Raw genomic sequence first — 23,303 nt, forward strand, 5'->3', positions numbered from 1 at the left:
GATGTCGTACGGGCCTCCGGCGGAGGCACTTTCCGTTCCTCCGGTGACCTGGACGCGGTAGCCGCGTCACTGGCGCGGGGGGGGGGGGGCCCCCCCCCGGGGGGGGGTGACAAGGTGGGAGCCCCCCACCCGCGCCGCGGCCCCCCCCGCCCCCCCCGCCCGCCCGCCGCCCCCTCTCCCCCCCTCTCCTCTCCCTTGCCGCTGCCCCCCTCCCCACCCCCCCCCCGCCCCCCCCCCCCCCCCCCCCCCCCCCCCCCCCCCCCCCCCGCGGCCCGCTTCCGACATTCGCGATGACGGCGCCCGGAATGTTCGGCGTCGCCTCGCCCGAGTTCCATCACCGAGAACCACCCGAGATCCGCTTTCCGGGGATCCGGCTCGACCTGGCAAACCTGTTGCAGCAGGAACAGGAGCTTATCGTCCACCGAGGGCTTCCGGCGTCAGGGAGCGCGTGGTTACAAGGATCGGTCGTCGGTATCGAAGACCGGGGCGACGCGGCCGTGCTGGTGCAGCGGACCGTCCTGGTCGATGTCGTCGGCAACGCGGTTGTCAGCGGGATTTCCCGCATCCACGCGCGCGGCGAAGGCAACGGCGGTCGCGGGCCCGGCCCCTCGGGCATGGCGCCTGTTCCGAACCGGCCTCCCGATTCGGTGACGGTCACGCCGACCTCACCCGATCAAGCCGTGTTGTACCAACGATGCTGCGATGGGCACTCGCTCACCGGAAATGTGCACACGGACACAGATTTCGCCACCGCCGCCGGTCTGCCCGGCCCGATCCTGCAAGGAGCGTGCACTTACGGCATGGTGTGCGCGGCGGTCGTGGACACGTTCCTCGGCGAAGACGCCACGCGGGTGCTCCGATACTCGGCTCGCTTCCTCGGGGTCGTGTTCGCCGGTGAGGTTCTGCGCACCCGGGTGTGGGCCGAGAACAAGCAACTCGTATTCGTCACACACGTACCGAGCCGGGTGGCGAAACCGGTGCTCTCGGGCACGGTCACCACCGATTGAGCAGATTCCCCGGGCGGGTCAGCCGTTGACGAGGAAACCCCGGATCTCCTCGGCGACCGCGTCCACGTTCTCCATGTGGAGATGGTGACCACCCGGCAAGGTGACCCGCCGCAACTTGGGCACGCTGTCGATGCGCTGTGGATAATAGGGCTCCACGAGGGCGGTCCGCTCGGCCGTGATCAGCAGCGTCGGCGCGGAGATATTGCGCAGGAATGCGAGCACCTGCTCCTCGCCGAAGGTCGCGGGCAGACCACGATTGAGCCGGGCGTCGTGCCGCCAGGAGAACCTGCCCTCGGTCTCCCGCAAGTCACGCTCGACGAGCGCCTCCGCCGTCTCCAGCAGAATGTCACCCAGCTGCACCCGGGTTTTCACCGCGTGGGTACGACTCCGGTAGGTCGGATGCTTGTCGCCACGCAGATAGGTATCGAGATACCGGGCGATGCCGGATACCGCCTGCCCCGGTTCGGCGGACAACGGACCGATGGCGTCGAGCAGGACGAGCCGTTCGATCTTGTCCGGGTGGATGCCCGCGACCAGTGTGGACACGGCACCGCCCAGCGAGTGGCCGATCAGGTGGAACCGCTCCCAGCCCTGGGTTCGAGCGAGTTCCAGCACGCACGCCGCATAGTCGAGGTAATGGCACGTCGCCGAGGGAATCGGGTCCGACAGACCGTGGCCGGGCAGGTCGACCGCGATCAGATCCGGACCTGTGAGCCGCTCCGCCAGCGGACCGAAGCTCGCGCAGTTATCCAGGATGCCGTGCAGACACAGGGTGGGCAGACCAGTGGATGATCGGGTTCGCTTGCCGCGCAGAGTGATTCCGGCGCGCGGCAGGAAGAACGTCACGTCGTCCATGGTCATCGCTGCTCGTCGAGTTGGACGAGCACCCGATCCGCCAGTCGCAGCACGCTGGGACCCTTCATCAGCTCCATGATGGTGATCTTGGTTTCCAGCTCCCGCTCCAGCCACGAACTGATCTCCACCGCGAGCAACGAATCGAGATAGTCCATCAGCGGCATCTCCTGGTCGAGCGTATCCAGGGGGATGCCGAGCACCGCCGCCAGCCGGCCCGTCAGGGCCTCGACGACCAGGCCGCGGCGGTCGGAAGCCGAGGAGGTGCGCAGTTGCCGGCGCAGCGGACCGCTCGAAACGGCGGTCTGCGCGGACGCGTGCGACACCGCGGGCACATGCTCGTAGCGAGGTTGTGTGTCCGGGGTCAGGCCGTGATGACGAAAGAACTGTGGCCAATCCATCGGCAGCACACCCGCTTGCGGCAGCTGCCCGTGCCACAGGGCCGTCAGGGCGTCGAATGCCTGCGCGGACCCGAAACCGCGCATCCCGGTGGTGGCGACGACGCGCCCGACATCGTCGTGACGCGCCACGTACCCGACGTCGGTGATCGCTCCCCAGTTCACCGCGAGTACCCGTCGCCCCCCGGCGTGCCGGGCCTGAGCCAAGTGGTCCAGGAAGGTGTTGGCCACGGCATAGTTCGCCTGGCCTCGGTTGCCCACCATCGACGTCGCGGAGGAGAACAGGACGAACGCGGCCAGCGGCAGGTGCGCGGTCAACTCGTCCAGATGCCAGGCACCGAATGCCTTGGGAGCCAGCACCCGTGCGATCCGATCGCGGTCCATATCGGCGAGCCGGGCATCATCGAGCACCATGGCGCAGTGCAGGATCCCGCGTAACGGTGGCAGTTCGCGCTCGATCCCGGCGAGCAAGGCCACGACCTCGGTGCGCGAACCGACGTCGACGGCCTCGGCGAGGACCCGGACACCGCGCTGCCGGAGTTCGGCGACCCGGGCCGCCGCCTGATCGCCGGACACCCCGGAGCGGCCGACCAGAGCGAGGCTGCGCACACCGAGATCGGCCAGCCGGTCGGCCATCGCCAGCCCGACGCCGCCGAGTCCGCCGGTGATCAGCCAAGTACCGTCGACGGCCGGCATGTCCGGCGGGCGAACGACATCGACCTGGCGCTCGTCCATCGCCAGCACCACCTTTCCGATATGCCGTGCCGCCGCAAGATGCCGGAACGCCGCCTCGGTCTGGGACGGGTGGAAGATCCGATACGGCACGGGTCGCAGCTCCCCCGCGGCGAACCGCCGCATCAGTGCCTCGAGGGCCGCGTGCACCTCCTCCGGCCGGTCCACCAGCAGTTGACGCAGATCGAAGCTGAAGTACGCCAGATTGCGCAGAAACGGTCGCAGGCCGAGTGCGCGGTCCTGGAGGAGGTCGCGCTTGCCCAGTTCGACGAAGCGGCCGTACGACGCCAGGCAGGCGATGCTGCGGGAAACCGCCTCACCGGCAAGCGAATTCACCACCACGTCGACGCCTGTGCCGTCGGTGGCGGCCAGCACCTCGTCCGCGAACTCCAGCGATCGGGAGTCGAACACATGCCGGACGCCGAGGGCACGCAGCAGTTCCCGCTTCGCCCGGCTGCCTGCGGTCGCGAAGACTTCGGCCCCGGCGAGCTGCGCGAGCTGCACCGCCGCCATGCCGGTGCCGCCGGAACCGGCATGGATGAGCACCCGCTCACCGGCGCCGAGACGGGCCAGCCGATGCAGCGCGTACCACGCGGTGAGAAAGGCGATGGGCACCGAGCCGGCGGCCTCGAAGCTCAGCGTCGCGGGCTTCGAAGCGACGTGGGTGGCGGGCAGGGTGAGGTGGGTTGCCAACGTGCCCTGGCCCGGATGGACCGCGACGACCGGATCGCCGACGGCTATATCTTCGACACCGGGGCCGACCCGCGTGACGACGCCGGCGCATTCGGCGCCGAACCGGTAACCGGCGGTCGCCTCGAGCGGCGGCACCTGGCCCAGGGCGATCATCACATCCAGGAAGTTCAGTCCGGCCGCGACCACCTCGATCTCCACCTGCCCGGCGGCTGGGGCGATCCGGTCTCCGGCGCGATAGTGCAGCCCGTCCAAGGCTCCCGGGCTCGCGGTGGTCAGCGCGAACCCGGTGTGGCCGGGCAGGCGCCGGGCGGGCATCGGCTGTGGTTCCGGTGACCGCGGTACCAGCCGGCGGACGAATCGTTCTCCTGCCCGCCACAGGATCTCCCGCTCGTGATCGGTGGTGTGCAGCTCCGCCCAGACCGCGTCCACGTCGAGCCGTGACGGTTCGGGGTCCACGTCGATCACGGTGTAGCGCAGCTGCGGTGATTCGAGTCCGACTACGGCGCCGAGACCCCATGCCGCCGCGCCCGACAGATCGACCTGTTCGTTACGGAAGGCATGCGCGCCGCGGGTGACGACATACAGGCGTGGCTGGGCGCGGTTACCCTCTCGCTGCATGGCCCGGACCAGATCGACCAACCGCACCGACGACTCCGTCAATGCCGTATCGAGCGCCAGCCCTCCGCCGCCCCGGACGTCGACGACCGCCGCGGGCGCGAGTTCGTCCGGATCGCAGTCGGCGAGGTCGTATGCCAGTACCGCACGGTCCCCGGATGCGTCGATCCGTGCGGCCAGTACCGCGCCGAGCGGATCGGCGTCGGAGTCGGAGTCGGCGAGAATGAGCCAGGTGGCAGACTTCTCGACCTGGTCGGGCACTGAAACCGGTCGGGGCGGCGCTTCGGGCGTACGGGCCAGCAGCACGGTCTGTGAACCGGGGCCGGGAGCACCGAAGACGGCGACATCGTCGAAATCCACCGAGTACAGCAGATCCTGCCATGCCTGGCCGGTGAGCAGCGGACCCTCGGGCCGCAACCGCTGGTCGCGGAAGGACCACCAGCCGTCGGTGAGGCCGAAGGTCAGATCGAGCCACGGGTTGTCCGGCGTCGCCTCCAGCAGTAACAGCGCACCGCCGGGGACCAGCATGTCCTGCAGAAAGAGGAGGGTCTTCTTGACGTCGGCAGTAGCGTGCACCACATCGGAGGCGACCACGAGATCGAAGGTTCCGTCCTCGAAATCCTGTGTGGCCGGGTCGTGTTCGAGGTCGAGGACGCGGTAGTCGACGAAATGAAAGTCGCGGAACCGCTCCCGGGCGGCGCCGAGGAACGCGGCGGAAACATCGCTGAAGACATACTCACATCGCTGCGCCGGCAGTACCGGCAGCAGACTCGCGGTCATGCCTCCGGTTCCGCCCCCGACCTCCAGAACGCGCAGGGTCCGCCGCGGGTCCGCCGACTCGGACAGCCGCTCCACGAGCAGCCCGGCCAGCAGGTTGTAGTACCGCGCGATCGGCGAATTCTGGTAGATCGCTTCGGCATCCGCCAATGCGTCGTCGGCGAACAACAACTCGAGCGGGTCGACCGAGCCCACCAGAACGTCGTGCAGGCGCCTGCCGGTCTGCCGTAGCAACAGCAGCTCCCACGCACACGCCGGATGCCTGGAAAACAGTTCGGCCCATAGTGATTCGGGATCACCGCCGGTGCGCTGCACGATCCGGAAACGGTCGCCGGACTCCACAACACCGCCCTCGGCCATGGGCAACCGCAGCATTCCTTGGAACGCCCGCCGGTATTTCGGCAGCAGGCCGGGGACGTCGTCCAGAACGAACTCGCCGTCGAGACCGAGAAGCTCGAGGCATCGAGTCACGTAGGCGGCGCACAGCCGGGCCACGTCCCGTTGATACACCCCGGTGTACGCACGCCGGTCCACCCGTTCTGCCAGCGCGCCGGAACGCGGGCCGATCTCTGCGGCGAGCTCGGCCGGTCGCATCGTCAGCGCGCTGCGCTCCGGTGGTAGCGACCGCGAGCGCTGCCAGGTCAGCGCGTAGATGTGATTCTCGACGCGGTCCGTATCGCGGTGCCAGCGAACGGCTTTGGCGGTGAGCTCGGTGAATTCGGCAACCAGCTCACCCGATTCGCCGAGCAGATGGATGTCGACGATCAGACTGTCATCGTTCTTGCGGAGCCGCGAATAGCACCACACGGGAACGGAGATCTCGCGGTACAGCCGGACCTGCCCGATACCGGTCGGCAGGTAGCTGATGGGCAACAGCTCCTGCGGGCGCTCCTCGGTGGGGTGCAGTATCGCGCTCTGGAAACAGGCGTCCAGAATCGCGGGATGGATCAGATATCCACCGAGCCGCTTGCGGAGCACTCGGGGTGATCCGATCCGCGCCAGCGTCTCACCAACGCCGATGTGCACATCGGTGATACCGCAGAAGGCGGGGCCGTAGGCGTAGCCGCGCGCGGCGAAGCGGCCGTATACGTCCACGGCTCGGTAGCTCGCCCGGCAGCGGTCGCGGATCTCGGCCGGATCGAAGGTACGTCCGGCCGTGTCACCGAACGAGGTCCGATGAAATCGGCCGCGGGCGTTGCGCAGCCAGGTGTCGCCGCGGACCGCCCGCTGGTGGAACTCGAACGTGCCGTCCTCGGGATCGATCTCCACCCGGCTCACCTGTGGTTCGTCGGACAACACGCACGCACGCTCGAATTTCACGAACTCCAGCGCGCACGGGCCACCGGTGTGTTCCCGGGCGGCCGCGAGCGCGGCCTCGACAAAGGCCGCGCCGGGCACGATCACCGAGCCGAAGACGTCGTGTTCGCGAATCCACGCCAAGCGGCTGTCGTTCCAGTCGATCTCCCAGGTCGGCCGGGCTCCGTCGACCGGCCGCAGCATGGGGTGTGCCGAGGGTGCGGTGCGCTGGCGCGTCGACAGGACGCTCTCGTTCCAGAAACGCTGGCGCACCCACGGATTGGCGGGCAGATCGAGCATCGGGCTGCCGCCATCGGGGTAGCGCCGCCGCCAGTCCACAGACACGCCCGCGGTGTACATCCGCGCGAACGAGTCCAGGAAGACGGTCCAGTCGTCCCGCTGCCGTACCAGCGACGGCAGGACCAGTGCGTCGCCGGTGATCTCGGTGACCGAATTGGCCAGCACCGGATGCGGGCTCAGCTCGATGAAGGTGTCGTAACCGTCGGCGAGCATGGCCCGGACCGCCGGCTCGAACTGCACCGGCATCCGGAAATTGCGCCACCAATAGTCGGTGCCCAGTTCGGTCCCCTCGATCCGCGCGCCGGTCAGCGTCGAGTACATCGGGACCGCGGCCGGCCCATGCCGGAGTCCGGCCAGCGCGGTGAGCAGCTCATCCCGCAGCGGCTCCATGTCCTGGCTGTGGCAGGCGCAGTTGACCCGCAAGATGCGGGCGAAGACGCCGCGTCCGGCCAAGTCGGCTGCCAGTGCTTCCAGCACGTGCCGGCGACCCGACAGTGTGCTGGCCCGCGGGCTGTTGATCGCCGATACCCAGAGTGCGTCCGGCTGTCGCGCGCACAGCTCCTCGGCCTCGGCCGCAGATAGCGCGACGAACATCATCGCCCCCGTCGGATCGGCCTTTTCCTGGATGCGCGCGCGGTGGCAGATGATCCGCAGCGCCTCCGACAGGCTCAGCGCTCCGCTGATGTGCGCCGCGGCGATCTCACCCATGCTGTGCCCGAGCACCGCGTCCGGCACGATGCCCCATGATCGCCACAGGTCGGCCAGCGCCACCTGGACGGCGAACATCGTAGGCTGCAGGACATGCGTCTCGCCGACCCGTGACGACGCTTCGTCCGCGGTCAGCGCCCCATGGATCGACCAGTCGAGGAAGGCGCCGGCCGCGGCGTCGCACTCGAGAATTTTCGCGCGATAGATCGGCGACGTCTCCAGCAGCGTCCGGCCCATCGCATACCACTGCGGCCCCTGGCCGTTGCACAGGAAGACGACCCTACCGGTCCGGCCACGCTGGACCTGCCCGGAAATCGTTGCGCCCGCGAGGAGTTTCGCGGCCGCCTCCGCCGCGTCGGCGGCCACCACAGCACGACGGAATTCGTGGTGAGTGCGCCGTGTGGCGACGGCGGCACCCAATCCTTCCAGGTCGGGGGATCGAGTCTCGAGCAGGTGCGCGTAGCTCGCGGCGAGCGTGTCGAGGGCGGCGGTACTGCGGGCGCTGAGGGTCAGCACGGTGGGTGTCGGCAATGTCCGGTCCGCCGTGGCTGTGTCGGGCACTGCCGGTTCGGGTTCGGCGAGAACGACATTGGCGTTGGTGCCGCCGAATCCGAAGGAGTTGACACTGGCGACAGCGACCGGATACCCGGTGGGCCAGGGCTGGGCGGCCGTTGCGACGGCAATAGGCAATCCGGCGAGGTCGATGTCCGGGTTCGCCTGCCGGAAGTGCAGGCTGGCGGGGATACTCCGACGCTGGACGCACAACGCCGCCTTGATAAGTCCGGCGATACCGGCGGCCGCCTCGAGATGTCCGATATTGGTCTTGATCGAGCCGATCAGCGCCGTCCGGTCCGGATCGCGATCGACCGCCAGCACCCGGCCCAGCGCGTTGGCCTCGATCGGGTCGCCGACCGGGGTACCGGTGCCGTGCGCTTCGACATAGCCGACATCCGCCGGGCGCACCCCGGCGGCGGCCAAGGCGGCGTGGAAGTTGGCCTCCTGCGACTCCCCGTTGGGCACCGTGATGCCCTGGGTCCGGCCGTCCTGATTCACGGCGGCGCCCCGGATCACCGCGTACACCCGATCGCCATCGAGCCGGGCCTGGCTCAGCGGTTTGAGCACCACCACCCCGGCGCCCTCACCGCGGACATAGCCATTGGCCGACGCGTCGAAAGCGCGCGAACGCCCGTCGGGCGACAGCATCGCCGCCTGGCTCAGCGCGATCCCGAACTGCGGGGTCAGCATCAGATTGACCCCACCGGCCAACGCCTGGTCGCTCTCGCCACGGCGCAGGCTCTCCACCGCCAGATGCACCGCGACGAGCGACGACGAACATGCGGTGTCGACCGTCATGCTCGGCCCGCGCAGATCGAACGTGTAGGACAGCCGGTTGGACACGATGCTCATGAACGTGCCGGTGGCCGAATGTGGCCCGAGACCGGTCAATTCACTCGGCGTGGACTGCATCGTGCCGTAGTCCTGACTGCACGCGCCGACGAAGACCCCGGTCCGGCTGCCTGCCAAGTCGTCGGGCACCACTCCCGCGTTCTCCAGCGCCTCCCAAGTCACCTCGAGCAGCAGGCGCTGCTGCGGATCCATCTGCTCGGCGATCCGACCGGAGATGCCGAAGAAGGCAGCGTCGAAGGTGTCGACCGCGTCGAGGAATCCGCCCTCGCGAGCATTGAGACGTCCCGGCTGCTGTGGTTTCGGCGAGAAGAACCGGTCCCTGTCCCATCGGTCGGCGGGAACCGGGCCGACGGCGTCCACACCCTGTTCGAGCAACTGCCACAACAGGTTCGGATCCGTCGCGCCGCCGGGCAACCGGCATCCGATGCCGATCAGGGCGATCGGCTCGTCCTCGGTGTACATCATGATGTCTCCAGCAGTTCGAAGGCAGTGAGGACCTGTGCCGTGGTGAATACGTCCTGGGTCGCCCGAAACGGGCGGTAGCTGTCGGTCCGCGGGTAGGGATAGCGGCCGCCGAACCAGGACCCGTCCGGTCGCCGGCGGGCCAGCAGCCACTCGATCGCCCGGCGCAGCGGCGGTTCGTCGGCCGATGCTCCGGTATGCGCCAGGGTGGCCAGCGCGAGTGCGGTCTGCAGTTCGGCGGCGGCGGTCTCGCCGAACTCCTCGATCTCGCTGAACCAGCTCCCATCCGGCCGCTGCTGCGCCAGGACGAAATCGCGCGCCCGGCCGACCGCCGCGTAGTTCCCGAAACAGGCGAGGGCGGCGACGGCGGGACGCATCAGGTAGTAGTGGGTGCAGTAGTAGTACCAGTTGATGCCGAAATGACCGGCATCCTGTTGCCTCCTGACCAGGAAGTCCAGGGCCTCGTCGAGGTAGCGCGGCTCGGATTCCACGGACTCCAGAGCGGCCAGCGCGAACCCGGTCACCGAGGGCTCCAGCTGGAAAGCCCTCGGGATGTGGCCGTGCACCTCCGCCCACGGACCGTCCGGCAGCTGCTGCCCGCGCAGGAAGTCGGCCTTCGACCGGGCCGACGCATCTCGCCCGAACAAGCCCAGGGCACAGATGTATTCGCTGCTCGTCTCGGTGCAGTATTCGGACGGATCGATCTCGATCGCACCCCAGCTGAGCATGCCGGTGGCCTTCTCCCGGCCGGCGAGGAACTCCAGCACCGGCTCGGCGACAGCGCGGCCATCGAGTCGAATTTTGTTCTGCCACAAACCGATCGCCTTGACCGCGTTGACCGAGTCCCACTCCCGGAACACGGTGATCGATGGATCCTCGGCGATGGATCCATCGGGCTGGCGGCAGCGTGCGAAATAGCGGATCGCCTCGATGACGACTTGCTCGATGGTGAGGTCGCGAGATTCGAGGATCGACGTCAGCATGGTGTCGAACCGACGACCCGACAACCGGGCCCGGGGACGGATTTACTTTGCTCCACATGGACTCCAGGGCCGACCGTTACATAAATCCCCCTGCGTGGCGCACGCTACCACGGGCCGCGGACATCATCTCGCCAACTTCCCACAATTGGTGGATTAGCAGTTTTCGTACCATCGCGGGCCCATCGGTGACGAATCCAGGTACCGCTGCGGGATACTCCGTAAAGCCGCCGTAACAGTTGACGAGCCGGTTTGCGTTTACCTGCGGCCGATAGCCGGATTGAGCACATTCGATGTATGCTCACCCGTGCTGCGGGGGGTTTGCCGGTTCGTTCAGGAGTCATCAATGGACCAAGAATCACACGCCGAACCCCACTGGATAGACGCCACCACCCTCGGTGATCTGCTGGACCGGCGCGCACACGAGCATCCGGACCGCATCGCATTGGCCTTCCCCGACCTCGCGGTCAGCTACGCCGAGCTCGCCGCGCGCGCGGAGTGGATCGCCAGGGGACTGCTCGCTGCCGGAGTCGCCGCGGGGGACACGATCGGAATCCTGCTGCCGAACTCGGTGGATTCGATCGCGATGCTCTTCGGCGCGGCGAAGGTCGGCGCTATACCGGTGCCGGTCAACACGCGCTTCAAGGATCATGAGCTGACCCAGGTGGTCACACATTCGCGCATGCGGCTGCTGTTCCATGACACGACCGCGCCGGATCTGTCGCGGATCGCGGCAGCGGCGCCGGATCTGCGGCGAATCATCATGCTCGGCGCCGGACCGGCGCCGGGCGGCGCGATATCGGAGCAGGACTTCCTGGCCGAGGCCGCCGGGGTCGACCGATCCCGGGTGCGCGCGCGTCAGCAGCTGGTCCGGATACGCGACACGGCGATGGTGATGTACACCTCCGGTACCTCGGCGAGCCCGAAGGGGGCGATGATCAGTCATGAGGCGCTGGTCCGGTTCGCGTCGGCGGTGACCCGGACGCGATTGTTCCTGACCGAACACGATCGGGTGTGGACGCCGCTGCCGTTGTTCCACATCGGCGGGGTGGCGTTCGCCATCGCCGCGCTGTACGCCGGCTGCCGCTATTGCCATGTCGGCCTCTACCAACCGGGCAAGGCCCTGGACCAGCTGGAGCGCCAGCGCTGCACAATCGCGCTGCCCGGATTCGAGACGATCTGGCTCCCGGTGCTGAATCAGCCGGATTTCGCCCGCCGCGACCTGTCCGCCCTTCGCCTCGTGATGGCCGTCGGCGTACCGGAGCGGCTGCGTGACATGGCCATCCGCGTACCGCACGCGCTGCAGGTGTCCTGTTTCGGAATGACCGAAGCCAGCTCGTTCCTGTCGCTGAACCGCCGCACCGACACCCTCGAACAGCGCGTGACCACCGGAGGGCACCCACTGCCCGGTATGGAGTGCCGCGTGATCGATCCGGTCACCGGTACCGACGTTCCGCCCGGCGGCGAGGGTGAGCTGTTGTTCCGCGGCTCGAACTGTTTCGACGGCTACCTGCACGACCCGGAGCTGACCGCCCGCAGTTTCGACGACGAGGGCTGGTTTCACAGCGGCGATATCGCTGTGCTCGACACCGACGGCAGGGTCACCTTCATCAGCCGGGTCAAGGACATGCTCAAGGTCGGTGGCGAAAACGTCTCCGCGGTGGAGGTGGAGGACTACCTGCTGCGCCATCCGGCAGTGCATATCGCGCAAGTGGTCGCCGCGCCCGACGACTACTACGTGGAGGTGCCGGCCGCGTACATCGAACTGAAGCCGGGGGCGACCGCCTCCGAGCAGGAGATCGTCGAGTTCTGCCTCGGCACGATCGCCACCTACCGCGTACCTCGATACGTGCGTTTCGTCGACGAATGGCCGATGTCCGGCACCAAGATCAAGAAGTACGTCCTGCGCGAACGTATCCGCACGGAGCTGGACGATCGTGGCATTACGGTGGCCCCCAAACTTCGACCGGTACCGGGGGCGCGGGCATGAACAGCGATCTCGCGACGGTCCTGCACTTGTACCGCAGCGCCGTCCGGCTGCGGACTTCGGCATTCCGGGGCGATCCGGTCGCCAAGGTCCTCAGCATGCCCCGCGGCGCCGACAGCAATGCGGCGTACGAACGAGTGCGGGCACGCGGCGACCTGGTCCGTGGACGGAGCGGGCTGTGCATGACCGCCTCGTACTCGGTCTGCAATCAGCTCTTGCGCAGCGACCGGTTTCACGCCGCGCCTACCTCGGCCGTCCGATTGCGACTGGGGCCGGCGTCCTGGCAGCACAGCAGCATGCTGGTGCATCCGCTGGACGATTCGCTGGCCTCGGCAAACCCGCCCGAACATACTGCGCTACGCCGGATCGTCGCACCGCTGTTCGGTTCGCAGGCCATGCGCGCCCGACGCAGCTTCGTCGAAGACCTGGTCGACAAGCAACTGGACCGGCTGCACAGTGTCGAACCGGTCGACCTCATCGATGAGTTCGCGCTCCGCATTCCCAGTGCCGTGATCGCGGATATGCTCGGCCTGCCAGTGAGTGACCACGCCGTATTCGCCCGGTGGGGTATCGAGTTCGGCGCGACCGTGGACGGCGCGCGCACCGCGCGAGAACGACGACGCACCCACGTCCTGCTCGCCGAACTCACCGACTACTTCGCCGCGGCGGTCGGCGAACGACGGCGGCGACCGGGCGACGACATGATCAGCCGGCTTATCGCGGCGACCGACGAAGGCGGGCTGACCGAGGCGGGACTGTTGGCCACCTGCCAGGCGCTGCTCATCGGCGGATTCGTCACCACGGCCAATATCATCGGCAATGCGGTGGTCGCGCTGTCTGCGAATCCCGAACAGCGCGACATCTTCGCCGCGAACCTCGATCTGGCCCCGCAGGTGGTCGAGGAGGTGCTCCGATTGCAGGCTCCGGCGCAGTACAGCGTGCGAGTGGCCGCCGAGGACACCGAACTCGTCGGCGGTCGGCTGCGCCGCGGCACTCCGATCGTGGCTCTACTGGCCGCGGCCAACCGAGACCCGGCAGTGTTCGCCGACCCGGGCCGGTTCCACATCCAACGACCCAATGCTCGCGACCACCTGTCCTTCGCCACCGGTGTCCACTACTGCCTCGGCGCGGGCCTGGCTCGGCTGGAAGGCGAGATCGCGCTGCGCAAGCTGTACGAACGCTACCCCCGGCTGCATATCGCCGGCCCGGTGCGCTACTGCCCGTCCCGGGTCATCCGCGGCCCGCGCCACCTGCCGGTACGCTGCTCCGACGCGGCGCGCGCCGGCTCATGACTCCCGATACGGACCTTTCACTCCGTCATGGCGGATGTTCACGCGGTCCAGCAGACATAGGGTTACCGCCGTGCGGGCGAGACGATCCGCCCTGACACAAGGTGGGTAGCTATTGATTTGCTGACGTAGCCGAGGTTAGGCGGACGATCCCGATCGCAGATTAATTGGAGCGGGGATCGAATTCACTACGTGGCGGATGGGGACAATTGTTGCCGGAACGGGTCTCCGCGGCATGATCGAGACCACGTCCGAAAAATTATCGGTGCGCTCGGGTGCAACGATGAAGCCTTGCGGTCACCGAATCCGGTAAGGGAACCGAGAAACAACGCGTAATGCCGACATCTCCGGTCCGATCGGCGGATGTTTTCCATGGTCACCCCTCTTACGTTTCTACCGATCCGGATTTCCGAGTAATGCAGGACAGAGAACAATGGTGGTAGTCGAGCACGACACGCTATCCGCGGTCTGCGAACCCGAGCGATCGAGAACACCGAACTTGTGCACGAGCGTGGAGACGCTCGCGACGATTGCCCCTGGAGAGTGGGACGGCCTGGTCCACCCCGGCGATCTGTTCTCCAGTTACGCCTGGTTGCGGCACCTGGACGACGTCAGCGGAGCCCACGCTGTCGTCGCCGTTCGAGCGTCGGACCGGCTCGTCGGCGCCACGGCCGTCTGGAACGGCGAGCGCACGCCCGGCTTGTTCCACCTGCGGGGGTTCTTCACCGATCTCACTGGACCGTGGGATGAACCGTTCCTCTGGCTCGGCGCGCGACGGTCGGTCCGTAACGGACTGGTGTGCGCTTCGGGACCATTGCGATCACCCGCGCTGCACCGCCTGCTGGCCGCCTGTCGCGACCATGCCCGCACGCACGGGCACGCGGGCGTCGTGGCGCCCTATCTCCCCCTCCCGGCCGCCCGCGAACTCGTCGCGGCGCACCCTGACGCCCGGCTGCTGTTGCACTCCGCCGATGCGGCGATCGACGTGCCGCCCGATGGTTCCGCCGGGCTGATCGCGCGGGCCAACGGACACGGCCGCAAACGGAGGCGGCGCGAACTGCGCGGTTTCACCGCGGTGGGGCACACAGTCGAATGGTCCGCCGTCACCTCGGAGATCGCGGCGGAAATCGCCCCGCTGATCGCGAAGTCCCGCCGCAAACACGGTAGCGCTGAAGGTGTTTCATGGATGACCGCGATCTTCGCCGCCCAGCGCGAGGCGGGGCTGCTCGATGACGCGGCGGTCGCGATGTGCCGCCGCCACGGCGAGTTGGCGGCCGCCGCCGTCTGCTACCGACACGGCGACAGCCTGCACGGGCGGTACTACGGCGCGACGGAGGCGCCGGACCCGCACAGCAGTCCCTACTTCGTCACCACCTGCGTGGCCCCGGTCGACTACGCCGCGCGCAACGGCCTGCGGCGTGTGCTGCTGTCGACATCGTCACTACAAGCCAAGGTCCTGCGGGGTGCGACGTTGCATCCGCTCGCGGCCGTCGTGCTGCTCAGCCGCGGTACGGTCGCCGGCGCCGACGCGCACAACCGTCGGACAGTGCGCGATTACCGCGCCCGCTTCGCCCGCTTTTCGTCATCGCTCGGGCCGGAGTGGCTCGACATGCCTTACCAGGAGGATCCTCATGCTGCATCTGGTCTACCGCTTCCGACCTACCGCCAAGGCGCGCAGTGACTTACGCACGTTCTGGCAATGGATCGCCGACCGGCAGCTCTGGTTCTACGCCGGTTTGGACATGGTGCTCGAGACCAAGTGGTACACGGTCACCATCGGCGACGACGTGCACTGTCTCGAGCACCACGTCACCTTCGCCGACGAAGCCGCATGGGGCAGCTACCGCCGCGAACTGGCGAATCGATCCGAGAACCCACAGTGGGAGAGTCAGCGCACCAGCCAGGACGAGTGGTACGACATCCTCGACGCCCGTATCCTCACCGACCCGCCGATCCCACTCCCCCGCGGCCACCAATGATTTCGTCGCCACCCAAAGGCGTCTACCGACTGCGCGCGGCTCGCGATCCGGGTCATCGATCCCGGGCTCCGGATCGCGATGTCTTGTCTGGCAACTTGCGTTTCGGTGCGTGGGACTTTCGGTTGTGGGCATGAGGTGCCGATGTGACTGTCGCGGTGGTCGGTGACTGGTTAAACTCCGCGGTATGTTCCGGTTGCGCGGCCGGTCGACGGTATTCCGTGGCGGAGCGGTGAGAGAATCCGGATGGGAGCGAGTTTGTGACAGGGCTTCCCATTCGTCTACAGGACGGTCTGGTGTTGCGGTCGGCGACGGCCGGTGACCGCGATGATTTCGCGGCGTTGCAGGGTATCGCGCATGCCGATAGCGAAGGGAATCCTAGTGCTGCGGTGGCGGCTTGGGGGCGGGAATTCTTGGATGGTTCGCATCCCGCAATCGATTACGCCGATATTACCGTCGTCGAGGATTGCCACACCGGAAGCATTGTTTCCGGGCTTGTCCTGGTTCCGCAGAAGTGGTCATATGGCGGCATCGAATTCGGTGTCGGGCGACTGGAACTGGTCGCGACACACCCGGATTATCGCAGGCGAGGACTCATAAGCCGCCAGATCGAAGTTCTACACGACCGCAGTGCCGCGTGCGGGCACCTGATGCAGGTCATTACAGATCTGATGTTCTTTCATCAGGAGTTCGGTTATCACGCAGCACTCGTCCAGCGTGCCGGGCGGGGCGGCTGGACGCGGGAGCTACCGACCGCAGCCGACGATTGCGAGCCTGTCGAGTTACGGAGGGCTACGACCGCGGATATCCCGCTGCTCACGCACGTGGATGAGCTTTCGCGTGGTCGCTCGCTGCTGGTGTGCGAGCGTGATCCGGCGCTGTGGCGGTACGAGTTGGCCGGACGCGAGCCGGAAAACATGATGCGGGACGAGATCTTGGTCATCGTCCGAGGTGACCGGCGGCTGGGTTACGTGGTGGTCGGATACGGGGGCATACCGAGTTTTCCGGTCCCCAGCTGGCTTCCCGGCCGCCCCGTCCCGGAATCGGTGGTATCCATTTCCGGATTGGAATTGCTGCCGGAGGCGTCCTGGCTCGATATTGTCCCCAGTGTGGTCCGGCAGTTGGCAGGGACGGACGGCTATATGCTGTGGCTCGGTACCGGGCATCCCGCTTACGATGCGCTCGGGTCCGTACTGATCCGCCGTCCGCCGAATATCGGATGGTTCATCCGAATTCCCGACCTGGTAGTTTTTCTGCGACATATCGCTCCAGTACTGGAGCGGCGCCTCGAGCAGTCCGATATCCATGGACTCACCGGGGTACTGCGTCTACATTTCTACACCTTCGGTGTGCGGCTGGATTTCCGGAAGGGAGAACTGGTCGATGTCTGTGAGTGGCACGAGCACAGCAGGAGGGAATCGGACGCATCGATGCACGGGGCCATGTTCTCGTCGCTATTGCTCGGGCATGCCGAAATGGCCGAACTCGCTCCGGCGTACCCCGATCATCGTGTGCAGACGCAGCTCGGCGCGGTGCTGCTTGCCACGCTCTTCCCCAAACAGTCTTCCCGGATTTGGCCGGTGATTTAGGAACGAGGGACTCATGTCCGGTACCGACACCGCTGTGGCGGCAGTGATCGAAGACAGCTATCGTGCCCGCACGCCGGAATCGTCGCGCCTGCATGCGGCGGCCAAGCGGTGGCTGCCCGGCGGCGACACACGCACGATCAACCATTTCACCCCGTACCCGGTATTCATGGACCATGGTTCGGGCTGTGCGCTGACCGATGTCGACGGCAATGATTACGTGGACTTCTGCAACAACATGAGTGCCACGGTGCACGGCCACAGCCATCCGGCGCTCACCGCGGCGGTGGCCGACCAGACGCTGCGGGGCACCGCGCTCGGCGCACCGTCCCTATTGCAGGCCCGCCACGCCGAAGCGGTGTGTACGCGAGTGCCGTCGATGGAAAAGCTGCGGTACTGCAATTCCGGCACCGAGGCCACCATGCTCGCCATCCGGGCGGCCCGCGCCTTCACCGGCCGCGATGTGATCGTCAAGATCGATGGGGGCTACCACGGTCTGCACGACGACGCACAGATGAACATGTTCACCGGGATGTCGGAGCCGACCTATCCGCAGGAAGGCCTGCCACCGTCGTTCCCTCGGGCGCAACCGCCGCGCGGGGTGCCCAAGGCCAGGATGCGCGAGGTCATGCTGCTGCCGTACAACGATCTCGCGGCAGCGCGGGAACTGCTGGCGCTGCATGGTGCACGGATCGCCGGAGTCATCGTCGAACCGATGATGGGGGCCGCGGGTGGGATCCCGGCGGATGTCGAGTACCTCCATGGCTTGCGGACCGCGACCGAAGCCCATGACTGCCTGTTGATCTTCGACGAATGTGCGACCTTCCGGGTCGGGCCGCTGCAGATGAGCTACGGCATCACGCCCGACCTGACCTCCCTGAGCAAGATCATCGGTGGCGGGTTTCCGCTCGGCGCCTTCGGCGGCCGCGACGACATCATGGCGCAATTCGATCCGACCCGGCCGGACCCCCTGTACCACGCCGGAGCGTTCGGTGGGAACAATATGAGTCTCGCGGTGGGGCTCGTCGCGCTCGGCACCTACGGTTCGGCCGAGGTGGAGCGGCTCAACGCCCTCGGTGAGCGGCTGATTCGTGAGATCCCGGAGGCGGCTCGCCGGGCGGGGGTCCAACTGCAGGCCACCGGTATCGGATCGCTGTCGCATCTGCATTGGGGGTCCGAGCCGGTCACCACGCCGCACGAGGCGCTGGCGCGACGCGGCGGGCTGGCCGACCTGCCTGCGCTGTTTCATCTCGCACTGTTGAACCGGGGCATGTACATCACCCGGCGCGGGCTGCTCGCGCTGTCGATGCCGATGACCGGTCGCCATATCGATGCACTGGTGTCAGCCATCCATGACGTGCTGGTGGAATTGCGGCCCTACATCGCGGAACGGGCGCCCGGGCTACTCACCGCGAGTCATGGAGTCTGACGTGGATCCGGCGGACTGGGGCGTCGCCGAGGCTGCGGCACATCTGGTCGACGGCGACCTGAGCGCGCTGGAATATGCGCAACTTCTCCTGGATCGTGTCGAGAAGCACCGCCGGGGGCACGCCTTCATCACGGTGCGGCCGTCCGCGCTGCTCGACGCGGCCAGACAGGCCGATACAGCGCGGAGGCGCGGGGACGCCCTCGGACCGCTACACGGCGTGCCGCTGGCGATCAAGGACAACATCGACACCGCCGATCTGCCGACCACCGGCGGTACCCCGGCCCTGCGTGATCATCGGCCCGCCGCCGACGCGAGGGTGGTGCACCGGCTGCGAGCCGCCGGCGCCCTGATCCTGGGCAAGGCCAACCTGCACGAACTCGCCTATGGGATGACCGGCGCCAACGCCTGCTTCGGTCCGATCGTCAATCCCTACGGTCGCGACCGTATCGCCGGAGGCAGCAGCGGGGGCACCGCCGCGGCCGTGGCCGCCCGGCTGACACCCGCCGGACTCGGCACCGACACCGGTGGCTCGGTGCGGATACCGGCGAGTCTGTGCGGTGTGGTGGGGTTGCGGCCCACCGTGGGGCGTTACTCCCGCGATGGGCTCATCGTCTTGTCGAGCACGCGCGATACCGCCGGTCCGTTGGCCCGCAGTGTCGATGACGTCCGGCTCATCGATGCGGTACTCGCTGGCCTGCCCGAACCGTCCACTCCGGCAGTCGCGTTCGGCAGGTTGGGCGTCGTGCGGAAACCCTTCGCCACAGGGCTCGCGCCGGACCTGGAAGCCTGCTTCCAGCGTCGGCTGGCCCAGTTGGACGCGGCGGGATTCGAGCTGGTTGAGTTCGACTTCCCGCCGTCCCTCGAAGATCTCATCGTCGAGGCGGGGTTTCCCATCGCCTTCTACGAGACGCCGAGAGAACTAGGGCGGTATCTGCGCGACTCGGGCACCGGTATCTCGGTGCGTGAACTGGTCGACCAGTGTGCCGGTACCGATGTCAGGGAGATTCTGACCGGCTTACTGGGCGCCCGGGCTATCTCCGCCGACGACTACCGGTTGGCCATGTCACGGTTTCGCCCGGAGCTGGACGCCTTGGTGCGCAAGAGTTTTCGCGACCATCGGCTGGACGCACTGATCTGGCCGACCACACCACTGACCGCCGCACCGATCGGTGCCGAGCAGGTCGAACTCGGCGGGCGGTCTACCTCGGCCTTCCTCGCCTACAGCCGCACCACGAATCTCGGCAGTATTCTCGGCTGGCCGGGAGTGAGCGTGCCGGGCGGACAAGACGATGCCGGACTGCCCATCGGTATCGCCCTCGACGGACTACCCGGCACCGACCATCAGCTACTGCGGATCGCCCGGGTCTGCGAGGACCTGTTCGGCCCGTTGCCCGCCCCACGGGAACGGCGGTGATTCCGTACGACGAGGTCTTCGGCGATCCGGAATTGCCCACCCGGTTCACCGATGCCCGCTTGGTATCGGAATACCGTGGGGCGGGCAGCCCGGCGGGCGAACTGCTCTATGTGGGATTCGGCGAAACCTGGACGCGGATCGCCCCCGGGTTGACCGCGGCGCTGGCGGCCGTGCCCGCACATGCCCACGGCTACATCGTGTCACAGTACGGTCTGCCTCGACTGCAGCGCGTGCTGCGGGACTACGTCACCCGCGACCACGGGCTGGCACCCGAATTCCGCGCGGGTCACGACTACGAAGTCGCGGCGACAGCCGGGGGAACCCGGACGGCGATGTTCGACTTCGGTCGCATGCTGCACGCGGAGGGCGTCGCGCGAGCATGCGCACCGATGCCGGGCTGGGACTACGCCGGTGTGTTCGCACCCCTCGGCTACCGGATGGACTACTACCCCGCGTCCGACGGTCACCCGGTGACAGAGACTCTCGAACTGGACAGCGACACACTGGTGGTGATCAACGCCCAGCACAATCCCACCGGGTCCAACTGGCCGCCGGATAGCGTACGGCGACTACTCCTGGCGGCCCGTGCAGCCGGTGCGGCAATCCTGCTGGACGATGCGTACTTCGGCGTGCACGATCCGCGGCAGTCGCCGACCTCCGCGCTGCGCCTGCTGCTGGAAACGGCCGCCCCGGCACGATGGCTGGCGGTGCGGTCGCTGGGAAAGCAGTTCCATTGCAGTGGCTGGGGAATCGGTGCGGCGACCGCGTCTCCGGACACTCTGGACGCACTGGTCAACGATTGGCAGTTCCATCACGGGTTCGCCAGTGCTATTCCATTGCAGGAGGCGATGGCCCGCTGGCTCGAAGACCCGGCGGCCGAGCGTTACCTCGCCGCACAAGGGCGCGATTATGGGATGAAACGTGTTGTCCTGCAACATTTTCTGCATCGACAGCTCGGCTATCCAAGAGGGTCGGTGCAGGTGGGCCAGTTCGCGCCGTTCGCCCGGGTACCGGTGCCACGCGCGCGGCGGCATGCGTCGATGACCGAGTTCCGGCGCGAATTCCTGTGGCATACCGGCGTATTGGTGGGCGTGGACCGCTGGGACGCGCACGACGATGACGAGTGGCCTTGCTACAGGCTGTATCTCGGACCGCACCTGACTGTGCTCCGCGAAGCCCTGGGCCGGATCCGGAAGGCCGGATATGGGTACTGATCACGACGGCATGACCTATGCCGAGTACCTCCACCTGGACCGCGTGCTCGATGCGCAATATCCGCGCGCCGAACCCGAGGAACACGACGAGCTGATGTTCATCATCCATCACCAAGTCACCGAACTGTGGTTCAAACTGCTGCTGCACGAGGTGGCCGCAACGCGTACGGCGTTCCGTGCCGATGCCGCCGACTGGGCGGCACTGTCGAGGGCCGCGCGGGTCCTGACACACATGAACGATCAATGGCGGGTGCTGGACACGCTGACTCCGGAGGCCTTCCACCGGTTCCGCCACGCGCTGGGATCGGCGTCCGGGCTGTTCTCCGTACAGTACCGAGCGCTGGAATACCTGCTCGGCAAGCGTCACCCGGGCTGGAACGCGGTGGCGGCAACGGACGCCGACCAGCCGAGCGTGTTCGACGAATTCCTGCGGTTCCTCCATCGGCGCGGACATCCGGTACCGGACCGGTACCTGCACCGCGACTGGCGCGACCGCCGTGACACCGGCCCGCAACTCGACCGGGTACTGGAGCGGATCTGTGCCCGTGGCGGTGACGAACGGCTGCTGTGTGAAGAGCTGGCCGCCATCGATGGACTCCTGAGGGAGTGGCGACTGCGGCATCTGCAGCTGGTCGAGCGACTGCTGGGCGGTAGCCCCGGCACCGGCGGTACCGCCGGTGTGGGGTATCTGAAAATGACCGTGGACGACCTGCACTTTCCCGAGCTGGCAAGGTTCACGTGCGACCCTAACGCCTGACCCGCACCGAGGCGGTCCGGCTGGGCGGGGACACCCTCTCAGGTCGCGGTTCGGCACCACCACGGGTGATGGTGCCGAACCGTGCCGAATCGTGGGCAGTCGCGGCGTGGCCGCAGGATCAGGATGGTGCGGATGGTGCGAGCGACTTCTTCAGGGCGGCAGCGGTCGCCTCGTCGAGGCACGTGGGCTTACCACCGTTGTCGGAGTGGAAGGCGCCGCCCGAGGTGTGCCCGGTGAAGTAACACAGCGGGAAGCTCGGCTGACCTTCCGGGAAGGTCAACGGCGGCGCGAGACCGCCGAGGGTTTCGTCGCGCAGGGCGCGCAGACCCTTGACGACATCTGCGCTCGTAGACGACGGGGACAGACCGACCGCTTCGGCCGCTGCCTGGAACAACCGGCCACCTGCCCACGGCCACAGCAGTGGCGAGCTGAAGTCCGCGCTGTCGCGCATGCCGGGGACATAGGTGTCGAGGGCCTGCCCGAAGTCCTTGATGGCCGGATTCGAGTCATCGGTGTAGAGCGCGTTGGAGCCTGCGAAGATGCTGCCCTCGAAGTTCGGGTCCGTGGCCCATGCCTTCTGCAGGCTGACTCCGGTCGGGGCCTGGGTGGGTGTATAGCCTTGCTGCGCACAGGAATTCGCGATTCGCGAAATTGCCTCGACCGAGACGGCGGGGAATACGGCGTCGACGCCCTCGGTCTTGAAGGCCAGGCAGGGTGCGATGTAGTTCGGTGCCGCGATGGCGACCTTCTCCGCGGCGAATCCCAGACCGGCCTGGGTAGCCATCGGCTCCAGCATCTGCGGAAGCTGCTCACAGACCGGTATCTCGGCGCAGTAGTAGACGCCGAGAGTCTTCGCGCCCGCCTGTTTGGCCTGGGCCACCTCACCGAGCATCAATACCGCGAGCGTTGTCCCGGAGGCGAAGAAGTTCGGATCGGTCATGAACGGTGCATCGACCGGTTGTCCGCCGATGACCGGAATGCCCTTGCTGTCGACGTAGTTCTGCCAGCTCGAGCTGACCAGACTGGTCTGGCCGACGATCGCGACCACCTTGTCCTGTTCGACGAGCTTCTTGGCGACGGCCAGTGCCGTCGTCGGATTCTGTTGGTCGTCGTAGGCGACGACTTTGACCGGGTGGCCGTTGATTCCGCCGCGATCGTTGACCCATGATGCCCATGCCTGCAGCACATCGGTGGCACGCCCGACCGATCCGGCGGCCGGGCCGGTGCAACTGCAGATCGATCCGATGAGGATGGGATCGCCCGGGAGGCCGCCGTCGGACACCTTCGCCGGGCCGACCGATGCGGGACGTTCGTCCGTCGAGTCGGCCGAACACGAGGTGAGCGCAAGCGCTGCGGCCAGCACGGGCGCGACCCACCATCGAAACCTTGTGTTCTTCATTGCTCCACTCCTGTACGGATATCGA

14 protein-coding genes are annotated in these 23,303 nt (G+C 67.3%); 10 read left to right on the forward strand and 4 right to left on the reverse strand.

Annotated features, from left to right (window positions below; translation table 11 throughout):
* Window positions 1-290 precede the first annotated feature (290 nt).
* Window positions 291-1,007: a MaoC/PaaZ C-terminal domain-containing protein gene (locus tag QH470_RS27635; RefSeq protein WP_280275281.1), complete on the forward strand. Its 717-nt coding sequence runs from the start codon at window positions 291-293 to the stop codon at window positions 1,005-1,007.
* 18 nt (window positions 1,008-1,025) lie between these two features.
* Here the strand turns inward: QH470_RS27635 and QH470_RS27640 are convergent, their stop codons facing one another.
* The 3 genes from QH470_RS27640 to QH470_RS27650 are packed head-to-tail and all read right to left on the reverse strand — an operon-like array spanning window position 1,026 to window position 10,230.
* Window positions 1,026-1,868, reverse strand: coding sequence for an alpha/beta fold hydrolase (locus QH470_RS27640; protein WP_280275282.1), 843 nt, complete (start codon window positions 1,866-1,868; stop codon window positions 1,026-1,028).
* Window positions 1,865-9,250, reverse strand: coding sequence for a type I polyketide synthase (locus QH470_RS27645; RefSeq protein WP_280275283.1), 7,386 nt, complete (start codon window positions 9,248-9,250; stop codon window positions 1,865-1,867). The genes QH470_RS27640 and QH470_RS27645 overlap by 4 nt, the downstream gene beginning before the upstream one ends.
* Complete coding sequence (locus QH470_RS27650; protein WP_280275284.1) at window positions 9,247-10,230, reverse strand: prenyltransferase/squalene oxidase repeat-containing protein; 984 nt, start codon at window positions 10,228-10,230, stop codon at window positions 9,247-9,249. The genes QH470_RS27645 and QH470_RS27650 overlap by 4 nt, the downstream gene beginning before the upstream one ends.
* Before the next feature lie 343 nt (window positions 10,231-10,573).
* Here QH470_RS27650 and QH470_RS27655 point away from each other — a divergent pair, with 343 nt between their 5' ends.
* The 9 genes from QH470_RS27655 to QH470_RS27695 all read left to right on the forward strand — a co-directional run bounded on the left by QH470_RS27655 (window position 10,574) and on the right by QH470_RS27695 (window position 21,879).
* On the forward strand, window positions 10,574-12,217 hold the full coding sequence (locus tag QH470_RS27655; RefSeq protein ID WP_280275285.1) for a class I adenylate-forming enzyme family protein: 1,644 nt from the start codon (window positions 10,574-10,576) through the stop codon (window positions 12,215-12,217).
* A complete protein-coding gene (locus QH470_RS27660) occupies window positions 12,214-13,506 on the forward strand; it encodes a cytochrome P450 (RefSeq protein ID WP_280275286.1) in 1,293 nt (430 codons plus the stop codon). The genes QH470_RS27655 and QH470_RS27660 overlap by 4 nt, the downstream gene beginning before the upstream one ends.
* A 508-nt stretch (window positions 13,507-14,014) precedes the next feature.
* A complete protein-coding gene (locus QH470_RS27665) occupies window positions 14,015-15,184 on the forward strand; it encodes a GNAT family N-acetyltransferase (protein ID WP_280275287.1) in 1,170 nt (389 codons plus the stop codon).
* Window positions 15,135-15,482, forward strand: a complete 348-nt coding sequence (locus QH470_RS27670) for a hypothetical protein (protein WP_280275288.1) — start codon at window positions 15,135-15,137, stop codon at window positions 15,480-15,482. The genes QH470_RS27665 and QH470_RS27670 overlap by 50 nt, the downstream gene beginning before the upstream one ends.
* Window positions 15,483-15,739: 257 nt before the next feature.
* Complete coding sequence (locus tag QH470_RS27675; RefSeq protein WP_280275289.1) at window positions 15,740-17,068, forward strand: GNAT family N-acetyltransferase; 1,329 nt, start codon at window positions 15,740-15,742, stop codon at window positions 17,066-17,068.
* A 13-nt stretch (window positions 17,069-17,081) separates the two neighbouring features.
* Window positions 17,082-18,494 carry an aspartate aminotransferase family protein gene (locus QH470_RS27680; protein WP_280275290.1) on the forward strand — a complete coding sequence of 471 codons (1,413 nt, stop codon included), beginning with the start codon at window positions 17,082-17,084 and terminating at the stop codon, window positions 18,492-18,494.
* 1 nt (window position 18,495) lies between these two features.
* A complete protein-coding gene (gene iaaH, locus QH470_RS27685) occupies window positions 18,496-19,908 on the forward strand; it encodes an indoleacetamide hydrolase (RefSeq protein ID WP_280275291.1) in 1,413 nt (470 codons plus the stop codon).
* Window positions 19,905-21,122 (forward strand): aminotransferase class I/II-fold pyridoxal phosphate-dependent enzyme, encoded by a 1,218-nt coding sequence (locus QH470_RS27690; protein WP_280275292.1) that lies wholly within the window; start codon window positions 19,905-19,907, stop codon window positions 21,120-21,122. The genes iaaH and QH470_RS27690 overlap by 4 nt, the downstream gene beginning before the upstream one ends.
* Entirely contained in the window at window positions 21,112-21,879 is a 768-nt protein-coding gene (locus QH470_RS27695; RefSeq protein ID WP_280275293.1) for a tryptophan 2,3-dioxygenase, read from the forward strand. The genes QH470_RS27690 and QH470_RS27695 overlap by 11 nt, the downstream gene beginning before the upstream one ends.
* Window positions 21,880-21,997: 118 nt before the next feature.
* On the opposite strand, the gene QH470_RS27700 is transcribed toward QH470_RS27695, so the two are convergent.
* A complete protein-coding gene (locus QH470_RS27700; RefSeq protein WP_280275294.1) occupies window positions 21,998-23,278 on the reverse strand; it encodes an ABC transporter substrate-binding protein in 1,281 nt (426 codons plus the stop codon).
* Between the last annotated feature and the right edge of the window lie 25 nt (window positions 23,279-23,303).

It is taken from the genome of Nocardia wallacei (genome assembly GCF_029868745.1).
Taxonomy (GTDB): Bacteria; Actinomycetota; Actinomycetes; order Mycobacteriales; family Mycobacteriaceae; genus Nocardia; species Nocardia wallacei_B.